At 57.2% G+C, this 16,016-nt stretch carries 14 protein-coding genes; 7 read left to right on the top strand and 7 right to left on the bottom strand.

Going from position 1 to position 16,016, the window contains the following annotated elements:
* Window positions 1–62: 62 nt before the first annotated feature.
* Genes kdpE through kdpF form a run of 6 tightly spaced genes read right to left on the bottom strand, consistent with a single transcriptional unit; the run spans window position 63 to window position 7,848 of the window.
* Entirely contained in the window at window positions 63–740 is a 678-nt protein-coding gene (gene kdpE / locus IPZ49_RS02840; RefSeq protein ID WP_022647450.1) for a two-component system response regulator KdpE, read from the bottom strand.
* Window positions 737–3,424, bottom strand: a complete 2,688-nt coding sequence (gene kdpD / locus IPZ49_RS02835) for a two-component system sensor histidine kinase KdpD (RefSeq protein ID WP_063146885.1) — start codon at window positions 3,422–3,424, stop codon at window positions 737–739. Before kdpD ends, kdpE begins: the two co-directional genes overlap by 4 nt.
* A complete protein-coding gene (gene kdpC, locus IPZ49_RS02830; RefSeq protein WP_022647452.1) occupies window positions 3,425–4,000 on the bottom strand; it encodes a potassium-transporting ATPase subunit KdpC in 576 nt (191 codons plus the stop codon).
* 12 nt (window positions 4,001–4,012) lie between these two features.
* Entirely contained in the window at window positions 4,013–6,061 is a 2,049-nt protein-coding gene (gene kdpB, locus IPZ49_RS02825; protein WP_023305699.1) for a potassium-transporting ATPase subunit KdpB, read from the bottom strand.
* An 18-nt stretch (window positions 6,062–6,079) separates the two neighbouring features.
* Window positions 6,080–7,759, bottom strand: a complete 1,680-nt coding sequence (gene kdpA, locus IPZ49_RS02820; protein WP_063146884.1) for a potassium-transporting ATPase subunit KdpA — start codon at window positions 7,757–7,759, stop codon at window positions 6,080–6,082.
* The gene (gene kdpF / locus IPZ49_RS02815; RefSeq protein WP_003858638.1) at window positions 7,759–7,848 is read right to left on the bottom strand and encodes a K(+)-transporting ATPase subunit F; all 90 of its coding nucleotides are present in this window, start codon (window positions 7,846–7,848) and stop codon (window positions 7,759–7,761) included. The genes kdpA and kdpF overlap by 1 nt, the downstream gene beginning before the upstream one ends.
* A gap of 310 nt (window positions 7,849–8,158) precedes the next feature.
* Here kdpF and IPZ49_RS02810 point away from each other — a divergent pair, with 310 nt between their 5' ends.
* The 7 genes from IPZ49_RS02810 to nei all read left to right on the top strand — a co-directional run bounded on the left by IPZ49_RS02810 (window position 8,159) and on the right by nei (window position 14,264).
* Window positions 8,159–8,365, top strand: a complete 207-nt coding sequence (locus IPZ49_RS02810) for a YbfA family protein (protein ID WP_014069366.1) — start codon at window positions 8,159–8,161, stop codon at window positions 8,363–8,365.
* A 598-nt stretch (window positions 8,366–8,963) separates the two neighbouring features.
* Entirely contained in the window at window positions 8,964–10,376 is a 1,413-nt protein-coding gene (gene phrB / locus IPZ49_RS02805; RefSeq protein WP_063146883.1) for a deoxyribodipyrimidine photo-lyase, read from the top strand.
* 10 nt (window positions 10,377–10,386) lie between these two features.
* The gene (locus IPZ49_RS02800; protein WP_003858635.1) at window positions 10,387–11,130 is read left to right on the top strand and encodes a type 2 GTP cyclohydrolase I; all 744 of its coding nucleotides are present in this window, start codon (window positions 10,387–10,389) and stop codon (window positions 11,128–11,130) included.
* 14 nt (window positions 11,131–11,144) lie between these two features.
* Window positions 11,145–11,801 carry a 5-oxoprolinase subunit PxpB gene (pxpB, locus tag IPZ49_RS02795; RefSeq protein ID WP_063146882.1) on the top strand — a complete coding sequence of 219 codons (657 nt, stop codon included), beginning with the start codon at window positions 11,145–11,147 and terminating at the stop codon, window positions 11,799–11,801.
* On the top strand, window positions 11,795–12,727 hold the full coding sequence (gene pxpC, locus IPZ49_RS02790) for a 5-oxoprolinase subunit PxpC (RefSeq protein WP_022647458.1): 933 nt from the start codon (window positions 11,795–11,797) through the stop codon (window positions 12,725–12,727). Before pxpB ends, pxpC begins: the two co-directional genes overlap by 7 nt.
* Window positions 12,714–13,454, top strand: a complete 741-nt coding sequence (gene pxpA / locus IPZ49_RS02785) for a 5-oxoprolinase subunit PxpA (RefSeq protein WP_063146881.1) — start codon at window positions 12,714–12,716, stop codon at window positions 13,452–13,454. Before pxpC ends, pxpA begins: the two co-directional genes overlap by 14 nt.
* 18 nt (window positions 13,455–13,472) lie before the next feature.
* Window positions 13,473–14,264, top strand: coding sequence for an endonuclease VIII (gene nei / locus IPZ49_RS02780; RefSeq protein ID WP_063146880.1), 792 nt, complete (start codon window positions 13,473–13,475; stop codon window positions 14,262–14,264).
* 84 nt (window positions 14,265–14,348) lie between these two features.
* Here nei and IPZ49_RS02775 read toward each other — a convergent pair whose 3' ends face one another.
* Window positions 14,349–15,632 carry a citrate synthase gene (locus IPZ49_RS02775; RefSeq protein WP_006809584.1) on the bottom strand — a complete coding sequence of 428 codons (1,284 nt, stop codon included), beginning with the start codon at window positions 15,630–15,632 and terminating at the stop codon, window positions 14,349–14,351.
* Window positions 15,633–16,016: the final 384 nt, after the last annotated feature.

Raw genomic sequence — 16,016 nt, 5'->3', positions numbered from 1 at the left:
TTATTTTCATGCCTATATTCAGGCTGGTGTGTTCTTTATTTATAATTAAAGTGAATACTTATTCAGATCATAAACCGATATCCGATACCGGTTTCTGTTAATAAATGACGAGGACGCGCGGGATCGGCTTCAAGTTTCTGGCGAAGGTGTCCCATATAAATGCGTAAATAGTGACTATGTTCGACAGCATTCGGTCCCCAGACCTGGCTTAACAGCTGTCGCTGCGTTAACACTTTTCCGTGGTTACTGAGCAACACGGCCAGCAGACGAAACTCGATAGGCGTAAGGTGGATCTCTTCTTCCCCTCGCACGATGCGGCGGGCGGCAAGATCGACGCGGATATCGCCAAAGACGTACACCGGTTCAGAAGGAGTGGTGGCACTGTGTCGACGCAGCGCCACACGCAGCCGGGCCTGTAACTCGCCAATGCCAAACGGTTTGATCAGATAATCATCCGCTCCGGCATCCAGCGCGGCGATTTTATCCGTCTCTTCGGTGCGGGCAGAGAGCACCAGAATGGGCATCTGGCTCCACTGACGCACCTCACGAATAAAATCGATGCCGTCGCCATCCGGAAGTCCCAGATCCAGGATCACCAGATCTGGCTTGCGGGTGGCGGCTTCAATTAACCCCCGTTGAAGCGTACCGGCTTCATGCACGCGCAAGCCGTCGCCTTCCAGCGCGGTACGCAGAAATCGGCTGATAGCGAGCTCATCTTCAACAATCAGAACGTTAATCACAAATCCTCTGGTAATTCATCAAGTTCTGGTGGGGTTTCAAGAGGAAGTGTAACACAAAAGCGTGCCCCACCTTCCGGGCGGTTCTCTGCGGAAATGGTGCCACCATGCACGTCGACAATCGCCTGGCAGATCGCCAGACCCAGCCCAACGCCCGGAATGGCGGATTCCTTATTACCGCGCGCAAATTTTTCGAATATGGCGCGCTCCTGACCGGCCGGAATACCCGGCCCGTTATCCCAGACGTCGAGCCGCAGCACACGTTTATCCACCCTGGCAGCAATCCCCAGCCGGGCCTTTGCCCCGGCGTATTTAGCGGCATTTTCCAGAAGATTAATCAGCACGCGCTCAAACAGCGGGCCATCCACATGGATTAACGTCAGGGGTTCCGGCATGTCCAGCTCGATATGGCGCCCGCCGAGACCCGGCTCCAGCATCTTCAGCGCACTGCCGACAACCTCCTCAAGGGTGAGCCACTCTTTTTTGAGGTTAAACCCGCCGGACTGAATGCGCGCCATGTCCAGCAGGTTGTTCACCAGACGCGTGGTATTTAGCACGTGCTGACGAATTTCGCTGGCCTGCATCGCATGTTTTGATCCTTCCGCCGCCAGATCCAGCGTCAGAATTTCGGACTGGCCAAACAGCACGGTAAGCGGGGTGCGCAAATCGTGAGACAGCGCTGCCAGAAGCGAATTGCGAATACTTTCGCGCTCGCTTGCCAGCCGCGCCTGCTCTTCGCTGGCGGTGAGCGCCAGCCGTTCAAGGGCGCTGGCGACCAGCAGGGTGAAGGTTTCCAGCAGGCGCTGCTGCTCGGGGATCATCAGCTGACGCAGGTTAGACGGCTCGACGATGACCAGCCCGTGATTTTTATCCGCGCTGCGCAGCGGCAGGATCTGGTAAGGCACCCCGGGCAGAGTGTCGGTGCCGGCACCGGCAGGTAAACCCTTATCAAAGCTCCAGCGGGCAATCGCTTCATCCCAGGGCGTCATCCCCGAAGGGGAGGTCAGCGGGCGAAGGCGCCCCTGCTCGTCGGGGAGCAAAATCAGGTTACTGGCATGAAAGGTCGAACGTATAAACTGCTCGCTGGTCTGGACGATATCCTGCTGCGTGCGACCGACCGCCAGCGATTTTGACATCTCATACAGATGGCGGGTGCGCTGCTCGCGATAGCGGGCAATGCGTGCCTGGTAGCGCACGCCTGCCGTCAGATTCCCGATCACCAGCCCGACGGTAAGCATCACGGCAAATGTCAGAATGTACTGTACGTCCGAGACAGCAAGCGTCCCGCGCGGAGCGATAAAAAAGAGGTCGAAGCTGATGACGTTGATCACCGTTGCCAGCACCGACGGCCAGCGGCCATAAAAGAGCGCGACCACAACGACGCCCAGCAGATAAATCATGACCAGATTGGCGGCATCGAAGGCGATTAGCCACTGGCTGGCAATCACCGTAATCAGGGCGCAAAGGACCACGGCCACCAGGCAGCCCCGGATCTGGACGCGCCATTTATCGCCAAAGGTGCGTGCGTCCGGCGTACGGCCGGGCAGGGGGGCGGGCTTGTCATCCAGCGCGACGATGACTAAATCCAGATCCGGCGCGCGGCGTGCCAGCCTGTCGGCAAAAGATTCGCGGCTAAACCAGCGGCGATGCTGGCGACGTCCAATGACAATCTTGCCCAGGTTATGCTCGCGCGCGTAGCGCAGAATGGCTTTATCTTCCTGCGGATCGGACAGGGTTGCGGTTTCGGCACCCAGCTCCTGCGCCAGCCGCAGCGCGCTCAAAATGGCGCGACGCTGATTTTCCGGCAGGCCGTGAAGCTGTGGCGTTTCGACATACACCGCGTGCCAGACGCTGCCAAACTTCGCCGCAAGCCGGGCGGCGGTGCGGACCAGTTTTTCATTGCCGCTGCCGTGACCAATGCATAACAGAATGGCGTCACGCGTGTGCCAGACGCGCTCTTGTCCCTGTAGGTCTCGCCAGGCTCGCATCTGGTCATCCACGCGATCGGCGGTGCGGCGCAGGGCCAGCTCGCGCAGGGCAATCAGGTTTCCTTTGCGGAAAAAATGTTCGATAGCGCGTTCGGCCTGGCCGGCAATATACACCTTGCCTTCGTGCAGGCGCTGGCGCAGATCGTCCGGCGGCAGGTCAACCAGTACGACTTCATCGGCAGAATCAAAAAACGGATCGGGGACGGTTTCCCGCACCTGGATACCGGTTACCCCGCTCACCACGTCGTTCAGGCTTTCCAGATGCTGAACATTCACCGTAGTGAAGACGTCGATGCCGGCTTCAAGCAGCTCCTCAACATCCTGCCAGCGCTTCGGGTGGCGTGAGCCAGGCGCGTTGCTGTGCGCCAGTTCGTCCATCAGGATCAGCGCGGGGCGGCGGGCGAGGGCGGCATCAAGATCGAACTCCGTCACCAGCCGCCCGCGATGGCTGATACGCTGGGGCGGCTGCGTCGCCAGCCCCGTCAGCAGCGCCGCCGTCTCTTTGCGACCGTGGGTTTCCACCACGCCGATGAGAATATCAAGCCCCTGCGCCCGAAGCCGCTGGGCTTCCGTCAGCATGGCGAAGGTTTTCCCGACGCCCGCGCAGGCGCCGAAGAAAATTTTCAGCTTGCCGCGGTGGGCTTCAGCCGTTTGTTCAAGCAGCCTGTCCGGATCCGGGCGCATGGGCTCATCGGTCATTTAGTTCTTCCTTAGCGCATCCAGCGCCAGATTCAGCTCAACAATGTTCACTACCGGCATGCCGATGAAGCTGACCAGCGGCTTTTGCGTATGTTCTGCAACCAGCTGGCTCACCTGCTCGACGGTCAGCTGACGGGCGGCGGCCACGCGTGGGATCTGCCACGCCGCTGCGTCCGGCGTCAGGCTGTAATCCAGCCCGCTCGCGGAGGCGGTGACCAGCTCAACCGGCACCTCACGGCTGGCCTGCGGATTCGCGGCGCGCAGGGCGGCAACGCGTTCAGCAACGGCTTTGTCCAGGTCAGGATTACTGCCAGCCAGATTGCTGCCGCCGGAGGCCATTGGATTATACGGGCTTTCCGCAGTGGCGGAAGGGCGTCCCTGGAAGTAGCGCGGGTCCGTAAAGTTTTGCCCAATCAGACGCGAGCCGCGGTTTTCACCGTTCTGGATAATCAGCGAGCCGTTGGCCTGGTCCTCAAACCACCACTGGCCCAGCGCGGTTGTCATCAGCGGGTAAAGCCCGCCGGTAATCAGAGACAGCAGAATAAACAACAGTATAGCGGGACGTAACATCGTCATGAGATTCACCTTTTAAACCAGCCCGAACAGCGTTAACAACATGTCGATAACCTTGATCCCAATAAAGGGCACCACCAGCCCACCCAGACCGTAAATCCACAGGTTACGGCGCAGCATGGCGGCGGCCGTCAGTGGCTTATAGCTCACCCCTTTCAGCGCCAGCGGAATAAGAAAGACAATAATCAGCGCGTTGAAGATCACCGCGCTCAAAATGGCCGAGGCTGGAGAGTGCAGGTGCATTACGTTCAGGGCATTCAGCTGCGGATAGGTTGCCGCAAAGGCCGCCGGGATTATGGCGAAATACTTCGCCACGTCGTTGGCGATACTGAACGTGGTCAGCGAGCCGCGCGTCATCAGCATCTGCTTCCCGATATGCACCACTTCGATCAGCTTGGTCGGGTTCGAGTCGAGATCCACCATGTTGCCCGCCTCTTTTGCCGCCTGGGTACCGGAGTTCATCGCCACCGCCACGTCGGCCTGCGCCAGCGCCGGGGCGTCGTTGGTGCCGTCGCCGGTCATCGCCACCAGACGACCTTCCGCCTGATACTGGCGAATGAGTGCCAGCTTCGCTTCCGGTGTCGCTTCGGAAAGGAAATCATCCACGCCCGCTTCGGCGGCAATGGCCGCCGCAGTCAGACGGTTATCCCCGGTGATCATCACCGTTTTAATGCCCATCTTACGCATCTGGGCGAAACGCTCTTTTATACCGCCTTTAACGATATCCTTCAGGGCGATAACCCCCAGAACGCTTGCACCTTCCGCCACCACCAGCGGGGTTGCCCCCTGACGCGCCACGCTTTCCACCAGGTGGTCGACTTCCGGAGGGAAATGTCCATTATTGGCTTCAATATGACGGCGAATGGCATCAACGGACCCTTTACGGATCATCCGGTCCTGAATGTTAATTCCACTCATGCGGGTTTGCGCCGTAAAGGGCACGAACGTGGCGTGCAGGCTTTGTACGTCGCGCTGGCGCAGGTTAAAGCGCTGCTTGGCGAGGATCACGATACTGCGACCTTCCGGCGTCTCATCGGCCAGCGAAGAAAGCTGCGCCGCGTCGGCCAGCGTTTTTTCATCCACGCCGGGAGCAGGTAAAAAGTCAGAGGCCTGACGATTACCCAGGGTGATGGTCCCGGTTTTATCCAGCAGCAGTACGTCTACGTCACCCGCCGCTTCAACGGCGCGTCCGCTGGTGGCGATGACGTTCGCGCCCAGCATACGGCTCATCCCCGCCACGCCAATCGCGGAAAGCAGGCCGCCGATAGTGGTGGGGATCAGACAGACCAGCAGGGCGATCAGTACGGTGATGCTGACCGCTGTACCGCCGTAGGCGGAGAAGGGCCACAGGGTCGCCGTTGCCAGCAGGAACACAATGGTGAGCGCCACCAGCAGAATGGTCAGGGCGATCTCGTTCGGCGTTTTACGACGCTGTGCGCCTTCCACCATGGCGATCATCCGGTCGAGAAAGGTTTCGCCCGGGTTAACGCTGCACTGGATCACCAGCCAGTCGGAAAGAATGCGCGTTCCGCCGGTAACTGAGGCGAAATCTCCGCCCGACTCACGGATCACGGGCGCGGATTCCCCGGTAATAGCGCTTTCGTCTACCGACGCGCCGCCCTCAATTACCTCCCCGTCGCAGGGGATGATGTCCCCGGCTTCCACCAGCACCACGTCACCTTTGCGCAGTTCATCCGCCGGAACGTGGTCCATCTGCGCGCCGTATTTAGGTTCGCGTAATTTGCGCGCAAAGGCGGTTTTTTTGACCCCTTTCAGACTGTTGGCCTGCGCCTTACTGCGGCCTTCCGCCAGCGCTTCGGCAAAGTTGGCGAACAGCACGGTAAACCACAGCCACAGGCTGATGGCGCCGGTAAAGGTTGCATTTCCTGAAAGGTGTCCCGTTCCCATGGCAATCGCCAGTGCGGTGGTGAGTAAACTTCCAGTCCAGACAATAAACATCACCGGGTTGTGCCACTGCACGCGCGGGCTCAGTTTTTTTACCGCATCCATGAGGGCCTGACGAACTAAGGTTGGTTCGAGCAGGGCCAGTTGTTTACGACTCATGACAAATTCTCCGCAAAATCAGCGTAAAGAGAGATATTCCGCAACCGGGCCTAACGCGAGGGCGGGGATAAAGGTCAAGGCACCTACCAGCAGAACGGTGCCAATCAGCAGGCCGACGAACAGCGCGCCGTGAGTCGGTAACGTACCGGTAGTGGTCGGCTGGATCTTCTTATTCACCAGTGTTCCGGCGATCGCCATGACGGGAATAATCACGCCGAAACGACCGAAGAACATGCAGAACGCCAGCAGACAGTTCCAGAACGGTGAGTTGGCACTTAACCCTGCAAAGGCGCTGCCGTTGTTGTTTGCGGCAGACGAAACGGCGTAAAGCACTTCGCTAAAGCCGTGAATGCCCGGGTTAAAGATGCCGCTGCGCCCGGCGTCGGTCATCAGCGCCAGCGCGGTACCGAGCAGCACAAGGGTGGGGGTGACCAGGATCGCCAGCGCGGTTAATTTCATTTCGCGGACGTCGATTTTTTTGCCGAGATACTCCGGCGTGCGGCCGATCATCAGCCCGGCGATAAACACGGCGAGCAGAACGAACAACAGCATGCCGTACAGCCCCGAACCGACCCCACCGAAGACCACCTCGCCAATCTGCATCAGCCACATCGGGATCATGCCGCCAAGCGCGGTGAAAGAGTCGTGCATGGCGTTCACCGCCCCGCAGGAGGCCGCCGTGGTGACCACCGCATAGAGGCTGCTGGCAAGAATGCCGAAGCGGCTCTCTTTGCCTTCCAGGTTGATATTGCTGTTAGCCCCCAGCTGCATGAAATGGCTGTTGCCGTTCCATTCGGCCCACATCACCAGTGCTACGCAGACCACGAAGATTAACGACATGGCCCACAGCAGCGTACGGCCCTGGCGGCGATCGTTAACCACATCGCCAAAGGCGAAGCAGAGCGCGGCGGGGATCAGGAAGATCGCCAGCATCTGTACAAAATTGGTTAATGCCGTTGGGTTTTCAAACGGATGCGATGAGTTGGCGTTGAAGAAGCCGCCCCCGTTGGTGCCCAGCATCTTGATTGCTTCCTGCGACGCCACTGGCCCCATTGGCAGGAGTTCCCTGCCCCCTTCAAGCGAGGTGTAAGGGATATAAGGCAGCAGGTTTTGCAGAGTGCCTTGCTGTATAAAGAACAGGGCAATAATCAGCGCAACAGGCACCAGGATCCAAAGGGTGATGCGCGTGACATCAACCCACGCGTTGCCGAGCGTGCTGACATTCTGACGGGCAAACGCGCGCGTCAGGGCGAAGATCACCGCGATACCGCTGGCTGCAGACAGAAAGTTTTGCACGGTTAACCCGGCCATCTGGCTGAAGTAGCTGAGCGTGGTTTCACCGGCGTAAGACTGCCAGTTGGTATTGGTGACAAAGCTGACCGCCGTGTTCAGCGCCAGATGCCAGGATAAACCTGGTAACTGCTGCGGATTCAACGGCAAATTGCCCTGGAGCATGAGCAGCGTAAAGAGGGCAATAAGCCCCACGATATTCAGAAGCAGTATCGCCATCAGGTACTGGCCCCAGCTCATTTCGCGGTCGCTGATACCTGAAATGCGCCAGAGCACGTTTTCAATTTTTCGCGTACCCGGCAGTGGCACGTTGTTTATCAGCCGCGCCAGCGCTGTTCCCAGCGGCCTGGCGAGCACAAACAGCAGCAGTAAAAAGCTGGCAATAAGCAAAAACGCCTGAGCAGCCATCAGAATGCCTCCGCATTAATCAGGGCATAAATCAGATAACCCAATAACAGGAACACCAGCACGATGCCGGCAATCAGACCTGCACTCACACTCCACCTCCGGGTGACTTTTGTTGTTGTACAAACGGTAGGATTTGTGGCGCAAAGATTTCGCAAAAATCAGAAGGGCAGGTGTAAAAAAAGTATAAAAATGGGAAAGACCACAATTTAACTATTGTTAAGTAAACTGTTAACTTTTTTGTAACTTAATTACAGGCGTGAATGTAAATATTCACGAAATGGATGAAAATAAGTGGTCGGATGAGTAGTAAAATTACAAACAAAGCGGTATTATTTTAACCAGGTCACAGATTTCACATTTTCCGGAGACGGTTTCCGGCCAACTACAGGGGAGAAAAATATGGATCTTTATAAAGAGTATCCGGCTCATATCGTGTTCATGCGTCGCACTTTCGCCGTAGTGGCTGGCGTGCTGGCCCTGCCGGTGATGCTGTTCTGGAAAGATCGCGCACGTTTTTACAGCTATCTGCACCGCGTCTGGGCGAAAACCAGCGAAAAGCCGGTGTGGATGGATCAGGCCGAGAAAGCAACCTGCGATTTCTACTGATACGGTGTGACATCGTAGCCATAAAAAAACCGCCTACAGCAAAGTGGCGGTTTTTTTGTCCCTCGGGATTCGCGGTCCGTTGGGTAATCTTGCAGCCCCTACCCGGGATTTTTATCATACCCTTCTTTAAAAAGTTCGCAATCCACTTCACCTTTATAAATTCCTAATTTTACTGAAATAACTTACTTTTGGCGTTGGCGTTAATTATGATGCCACGTCCCTTTCCGCCATCTCGCAAATGGGCATCGGTCCTGGGAAAGGTGTATCCATAGCCGTAAAGCAGCCCGCCTACCCGGGCTTGTGTCCACCGATTTATCACCGGTGGTGATAGGTGGAGCGGTTAGCAGCAGGGACCGCATAGTGAAACGCTATTTATGCATCGCGTTCATTGTCGCCAGCGCACTCGTTGTAAAGAGTGATAAACCGGATGTGTTTAATGCCTTTACCCCGATAGCGCAGGACAAGTAGCGTTAAGGCCGCCTCGGGCGGCCTTTTTTATTTCATCCCGTCTACACTTCATGGCAAAGTAGTTCAATGCATGCCTTTTTCCTTTTACGGCATGCCCTTACGGACATAATGGACAATTGCCTGGAGTTTTATGCCCACCCATCTGGTTTGGTTTCGCGCGGATTTACGCATTCACGACAACTTCGCTCTCGCGGCCGCCTGCCGCGCTAAAGACGCGAATGTGCTGGCCCTGTTTATCGCCACGCCTGAACAGTGGCGGCAGCATGACATGGCGCCCCGGCAAGCGGCATTACTCAGCGCGTATCTGAATGACCTGCAACATTCACTGGCCGAAAAAGGCATTCCGCTGATCTATAAAGAGGCCCATGATTTTGCCGCACAGCATGAGATGGTGCAGGCAATCTGTAAGCAGCACGCGGTAACGCGTCTTTTTTACAACTACCAGTATGAATTTAACGAGCAGCAGCGGGATCGTCAGCTGGAGAAAAACCTTACGGGCGTGGTCTGTGAAGGCTTTGATGACAGCGTGATGCTCGCACCGGGCAGCGTGATGACCGGCAGTCACGAAATGTATAAAGTTTTCACGCCGTTTAAAAATGCTTTTATCAAACGCCTGAAAGAGGGGCTGCCAGAATGCGTTCCCGCCCCGGCCATAAGAGGGGAAACGATAACGGATCTGCAGGACATCAGGCTGAATTATCCCCAGCAGTCGTTTGATGAAACGGTATTCCCCGCCAGCGAGAAAGCGGCTATCGCCCGGTTGCGTCAGTTCTGCGCGCAGGGGGCGGCGGATTACGAGGCGCGGCGGGATTTTCCAGCGATTGAAGGCACCAGCCGCCTGTCGGCCTGTTTAGCGCTGGGCGCGCTCTCCCCGCGCCAGTGTTTACATCGGCTACTGGCGGAACAGCCTCAGGCGTTAGACGGGGGGGCGGGCGCAGTGTGGCTGAACGAACTGATCTGGCGTGAGTTTTATCGCCATCTGATGACGTATCATCCTGATTTATGTAAACATCGCCCCTTCATTCGTTGGACCGATAAGGTACAGTGGCAGTCGAATGAGAAGCTGCTTAAGGCATGGCAGCATGGGCTCACCGGCTTCCCGATTGTTGATGCGGCTATGCGGCAGCTCAATGAAACCGGGTGGATGCATAACCGTCTGCGTATGATTACCGCCAGCTTCCTGGTAAAGGATCTGCTTATCGACTGGCGAACCGGAGAGCGTTATTTTATCTCTCAGCTGATCGATGGCGATCTGGCGGCGAATAACGGCGGCTGGCAGTGGGCGGCCTCCACCGGCACGGATGCGGCTCCCTATTTTCGGATCTTTAATCCGACCACGCAGGGACAACGATTTGACGTCGACGGCGAGTTTATCCGTCGCTGGCTGCCTGAACTTAAGGATATCCCCGCCAAAGCCATTCATGAACCCTGGGCATGGGCGGATAAACAGCGTGTTACCCTGAACTATCCCCGTCCCATTGTCGACCATAAACAGGCGCGCGTCGCCACGCTGGCGGCGTACGAAACCGCCCGAAAAGTTTGAGAGAATGATGATGAAAAACAGTGAACTGGAACGCCTGATTAACGAAAAACTCAACACCGCCTCGTTTAGCGACTACGGTCCGAATGGCTTACAGGTGGAGGGTCGCGAGACGGTGCAAAAAATCATCACCGGCGTAACGGCAAGCCAGGCGCTGCTGGATGAGGCGGTGCGTCAGGAAGCCGACGCGGTGATTGTCCATCACGGTTATTTCTGGAAAAACGAATCACCGATTATTCGCGGCATGAAGCGCAACCGTCTCAAAACGCTGCTGGCGAATGACATCAACCTGTACGGCTATCACCTGCCGCTCGATGCGCATCCTGAACTGGGGAATAACGTTCAGCTTGCGCAGCTGCTGGGGATAACCGTGATGGGCGAAATTGAACCCCTGGTGCCGTGGGGTGAACTGTCGATGCCGGTTCCGGGTCTGGAGCTGGCATCGTGGATCGAAGCACGCTTGGGGCGTCGTCCGCTGTGGTGCGGCGACACCGGGCCGGATACCGTGAAGCGCGTGGCATGGTGCACCGGCGGCGGCCAGGGCTTTATTGATAGCGCGGCGCGTTTCGGTGTCGACGCCTTCATTACCGGCGAGGTTTCCGAGCAGACCATTCACTCTGCCCGTGAACAAGGCCTGCATTTTTACGCGGCAGGCCATCACGCCACCGAGCGTGGCGGCATCCGCGCCCTCAGCGAGTGGCTGACGGAAAATACCGATCTGGATGTGACGTTTATTGATATCCCTAATCCGGCCTGATGAGAGGTAGTTAAGTGCAGCGAGCGCGTTGTTATCTTCTGGGTGAAACCGCGGTAGTTCTGGAGCTTGAGCCTCCGGTGACGCTTGCCACGCAAAAGCGTATCTGGCGTCTGGCTCAGCGACTGCCCGAGCTACCTGGCGTGGTTGAAGCTATTCCGGGTATGAATAATATCACCGTGGTGCTGCGTGATCCGCACACGGGGGCGCTGGATGCCATTGAGCGCCTGCAACGCTGGTGGGAGGAGAGCGAGGCGCTGGAGCCGGAATCGCGGACGATTGAGATCCCGGTTGTCTATGGCGGCAAGGGAGGCCCCGACCTTGGCGTCGTGGCCGAACACTGTGGATTAACGGAGAAGCAGGTTGTGGAGCTGCATAGCTCAGTCGACTATGTTGTCTGGTTTTTGGGATTTCAGCCGGGTTTCCCCTATCTGGGCGGGTTATTGCCCCAGTTGCATACGCCGCGCCGGGCTGAGCCGCGCCTGAGCGTACCGGCGGGCAGCGTGGCGATTGGTGGCGAGCAAACGGGAATTTATCCACTCGCCTCGCCGGGAGGCTGGCAGCTTATCGGGCACACGTCCACGCCGTTATTTGAACCAGGCCAGGACGCGCCCATACTCCTGCGTCCGGGGGATACCCTGCGCTTTATCCCGCAAAAGGAGGGGATATGTTAACGCTTATTCGCGCAGGGCTTTACACCTCGGTACAGGATGCCGGGCGCTTTGGCCTGCGTCAGTCGGGCGTGAGCTACTGCGGTGCGCTTGATCGTCCCTCGCTGGAGATTGCCAACCTGCTGGTAGGCAACGCCGGCAGCACGGCGGCGTTAGAAATTACGCTGGGTCAGTGCGTGATTGAGTTTGGTCAGGAAACCTGGTTTGCCTTAACCGGCGCGGGCTGTGACGCGACGCTGGACGGCAAAGCGGTGTGGACCGGCTGGCGCCTGCGGGCGAAAGCCGGACAGCGTCTGACGCTCAAGCGTCCTCTGCACGGCGTGCGCAGCTATCTTGCGGTGGCGGGAGGTATCGACGTGCCGGAGGTGCTGGGCTCATCCAGCACCGACCAGAAAGCGGGAATGGGCGGACATGAAGGACGGCTGCTGCGCGACGGCGATCGCCTGGCGATTAAGCCATCAGCGCGCCATTTCACCACCACGCAGGGCGTGAAGCAGCTGTTGTGGGGGAACCTGATCCGCGCCCTGCCGGGGCCGGAATATCATGAGTTCGATGAGGCCTCAAAAGAGTCTTTCTGGCGCTCGCCATGGAAGATCAGCCCGCAGAGTAACCGCATGGGTTACCGGCTTCAGGGCCAGCCGCTGACCCGCACGACTGACCGGGAGCTGCTTTCCCATGGTCTGTTGCCGGGGGTGATTCAGGTGCCGGGCAACGGACAGCCCATCGTACTGATGAACGATGCGCAAACCACGGGAGGATATCCGCGTATTGCCTGCATTATCGAAGCGGATCGCTACCATCTGGCGCAAATTCCTCTCGGTCAGCCAATTCATTTTGTGCAGTGTTCGCTGGAGGAGGCGCTGAAAGCCCGTCAGGATCAGCAGCGTTATCTCGAACAGCTGGCGTGGAGGCTCGATGGTAAAGATTGATTTAAACGCCGATCTGGGGGAGGGCAGCAGCGCCGATGCGGCGCTGATGACGCTGGTCTCCTCGGTGAACATCGCCTGTGGGTTTCATGCCGGCGATGCGCAGACCATGCTGGCGAGCGTGCGCAATGCCGTGAAAAACGGCGTGGCGATAGGCGCTCACCCCAGCTTTCCGGACCGGGAAAACTTTGGTCGCACGGCGATGGATCTGCCGCCTGAGACGGTTTACGCGCAAATGCTCTACCAGATCGGCGCCCTGGAGGCGATAGTGCGCGCTGAGAAGGGCGAGATGCGCCACGTCAAGCCGCACGGCATGCTCTATAACCAGGCAGCGAAAGATCCGGCGCTGGCAGACGCCATTGCCCGCGCGGTACGGGACTGCAATCCGCGTCTGATTCTGGTTGGCCTGGCGGGCAGCGAGCTTATCCGTGCCGGCGAACGGCTGGGGCTGATTACGCGGCAGGAAGTGTTTGCCGATCGGGGATACCTGCCGGACGGCAGCCTGGTTCCGCGTACGCAGGCCGGTGCGCTGATCACCGACGAAGGTAAAGCGCTGGCGCAGACGCTGGAGATGGTGCGCTTCGGGCGAGTAACCTCGACGGAGGGTACAACGGCAAACGTTCAGGCTGATACGGTGTGCTTACACGGTGACGGCGAGCATGCGCTCCAGTTTGCACGACGCCTGCGGGCGGCGTTCTCGGAAGAGGGCATTGTTGTCAGCGCAGAATAATCATGAAAGGACAATAACATGCCAGAAGGTCCGGAGATCCGCCGCGCGGCGGATAGCCTGGAGGCGGCGATAAAGGGCAAAACTCTGACACACGTCTGGTTTGCCTTTCCTCAACTAAAACCGTTTGAAACAGAGCTGGTGGGACAGACGGTGACCCACATTGAAACGCGCGGCAAAGCGTTGCTCACCCACTTTTCCCATAACCTTACGTTATATAGCCACAATCAGCTTTACGGCGTCTGGCGTGTGGTAAAGGCGGACGAGCAGCCGCAAACGACCCGCGTGCTGCGAGTGCGGCTACAAACGGCGGATAAGGCGATCCTGCTCTACAGCGCTTCTGATATCGAAATGTTAACGCCGGAGCAGTTGCTCACGCACCCGTTCTTACAGCGGGTTGGGCCGGACGTGCTGGATATGCGCCTGACGGCAAGCGATGTGAAAGCCCGGCTGTTATCGCCCACATTCCGCAACCGGCAGTTTTCCGGGCTGTTGCTCGATCAGGCATTTCTGGCGGGGCTGGGAAACTACCTGCGGGTGGAGATCCTCTGGGAAGTGGGGCTGGCGCCGCAGCGCAAAGCGTCGCAGCTGAGCGATGAACAGCTGGAGGCGCTGTCGTACGCGTTGCTGGACATTCCCCGGCTGTCGTACAACACGCGCGGCGTGGTGGATGAGAACAAGCATCACGGGGCGCTGTTCCGCTTCAAGGTGTTTCATCGGGCAGGTAAAAAGTGTGAGCGGTGCGGCGGGGTGATTGAGAAGGCGACGATCTCTTCCAGGCCGTTTTACTGGTGTCCTGGGTGCCAGATGTAAAAAAGCCGGGTGGCGGCTACGCCTTACCCGGCCTACATCTCGCACTTGTAGGCCCGGCAAGCGAAGCGCCGCCGGGCGTGTTTTTTAGCGCTTAATATCAGACTTAAAGTCACGCTGCTCGTAGCCGGTATACAGCTGACGAGGACGGGCGATTTTCATGCCTTCGCTGTGCATTTCGTTCCAGTGCGCAATCCAGCCTACGGTACGCGCCATGGCAAAGATCACGGTGAACATGGAAGACGGAATGCCCATCGCTTTCAGAATAATGCCAGAGTAGAAATCGACGTTCGGGTAGAGTTTCTTCTCGATGAAGTACGGGTCGTTCAGCGCGATGTGTTCCAGCTCCATCGCCACTTCCAGCAGATCATCTTTGGTGCCCAGCTCTTTCAGCACTTCGTGGCAGGTCTCACGCATAACGGTCGCGCGAGGGTCGTAGTTTTTGTAAACACGGTGACCGAAGCCCATCAGACGGAAGGAGTCATTCTTGTCTTTCGCGCGGCGCACGAACTCAGGAATGTGCTCAACGGAGCTGATCTCTTCCAGCATCTTAAGTGCTGCTTCGTTCGCGCCGCCGTGCGCCGGTCCCCACAGGGAGGCGATACCCGCAGCGATACAGGCGAACGGGTTCGCGCCGGAAGAGCCCGCGGTACGGACGGTAGAGGTCGAGGCGTTCTGTTCGTGGTCAGCGTGCAGGATCAGAATACGGTCCATCGCGCGTTCCAGCACCGGGTTCACTTCATACTCTTCACACGGCGTAGAGAACATCATGCGCAGGAAGTTACCTGCGTAGGAGAGGTCGTTGCGTGGATACACAAACGGCTGACCGATAGAGTATTTGTAACACATCGCCGCCATAGTAGGCATTTTGGACAGCAGACGGAACGCCGCGATATCACGGTGACGTGGGTTATTCACGTCCAGAGAATCGTGGTAGAACGCCGCCAGCGCACCGGTAATACCGCACATGACCGCCATCGGATGAGAGTCACGACGGAACGCATGGAACAGACGGGTAATCTGCTCATGGATCATGGTGTGACGGGTCACGGTGGTTTTAAATTCATCGTACTGGGCCTGCGTCGGTTTTTCGCCGTTCAGCAGGATGTAGCACACTTCCAGATAGTTGGATTCGGTGGCTAACTGATCGATGGGGAAGCCGCGATGGAGCAGGATACCTTCGTCACCGTCAATGTAGGTGATTTTGGATTCGCAAGATGCGGTGGAGGTGAATCCAGGGTCAAAGGTGAATACCCCTTTGGAACCCAGCGTACGGATATCAATAACATCCTGACCGAGCGTGCCTTTTAGCACATCCAGTTCAATAGCATCATCACCATTTAGGGTGAGTTTTGCCTTTGTATCAGCCATTTACGGTCTCCTTAGCGCCTTATGCTTAAGACTGCGCTTTACCGGATTTGCTTTCAGCTGTTAATCATCGTTACCAGATTGTTATTTGGCTTACCGCTCAGCTCACGAGGAGAAACCAGGGTACAGAGCTATGGCGCCTTGCAGGTAAACGAATGAAATATCAGTGAAACAACAGCAAATCAGCGTTTTTGCAGTCCGAATTATTCAAACCTGTATATCACTAATAACTGTCCTGATAACTTCGGTCAATACCATCACACTGTTACATAACTATTTGTCAGGTGAAAGAGAGACCTCATAACTTTTGCGCATTATATGCCTTTTCTGATGACGTTTGTAACAATATTGTTTAACATTTGTCAAATCAGATGATTAAAAATTAAA

The organism is Enterobacter cloacae complex sp. S2 (genome assembly GCF_015159675.1).
GTDB classification, from domain to species: domain Bacteria; phylum Pseudomonadota; class Gammaproteobacteria; order Enterobacterales; family Enterobacteriaceae; genus Enterobacter; species Enterobacter intestinihominis.
Note: the sequence above shows the minus strand (reverse complement) of the source record. Positions and strands in the feature narration are given on the sequence as shown.

Excerpts from the sequence above, each read along its gene's own strand:
- phrB (WP_063146883.1), top strand. The coding sequence starts at position 8,964 with ATGCCCACCCATCTGGTTTGGTTTCGCGCGGATTTACGCATTCACGAC.
- pxpA (WP_063146881.1), top strand. The coding sequence starts at position 12,714 with ATGGTAAAGATTGATTTAAACGCCGATCTGGGGGAGGGCAGCAGCGCC.
- IPZ49_RS02800 (WP_003858635.1), top strand. The coding sequence starts at position 10,387 with ATGAAAAACAGTGAACTGGAACGCCTGATTAACGAAAAACTCAACACC.
- IPZ49_RS02810 (WP_014069366.1), top strand. The coding sequence starts at position 8,159 with ATGGATCTTTATAAAGAGTATCCGGCTCATATCGTGTTCATGCGTCGC.
- kdpC (WP_022647452.1), bottom strand. The coding sequence starts at position 4,000 with ATGACGATGTTACGTCCCGCTATACTGTTGTTTATTCTGCTGTCTCTG.
- IPZ49_RS02775 (WP_006809584.1), bottom strand. The coding sequence starts at position 15,632 with ATGGCTGATACAAAGGCAAAACTCACCCTAAATGGTGATGATGCTATT.
- kdpB (WP_023305699.1), bottom strand. The coding sequence starts at position 6,061 with ATGAGTCGTAAACAACTGGCCCTGCTCGAACCAACCTTAGTTCGTCAG.
- kdpD (WP_063146885.1), bottom strand. The coding sequence starts at position 3,424 with ATGACCGATGAGCCCATGCGCCCGGATCCGGACAGGCTGCTTGAACAA.
- nei (WP_063146880.1), top strand. The coding sequence starts at position 13,473 with ATGCCAGAAGGTCCGGAGATCCGCCGCGCGGCGGATAGCCTGGAGGCG.
- pxpC (WP_022647458.1), top strand. The coding sequence starts at position 11,795 with ATGTTAACGCTTATTCGCGCAGGGCTTTACACCTCGGTACAGGATGCC.
- kdpA (WP_063146884.1), bottom strand. The coding sequence starts at position 7,759 with ATGGCTGCTCAGGCGTTTTTGCTTATTGCCAGCTTTTTACTGCTGCTG.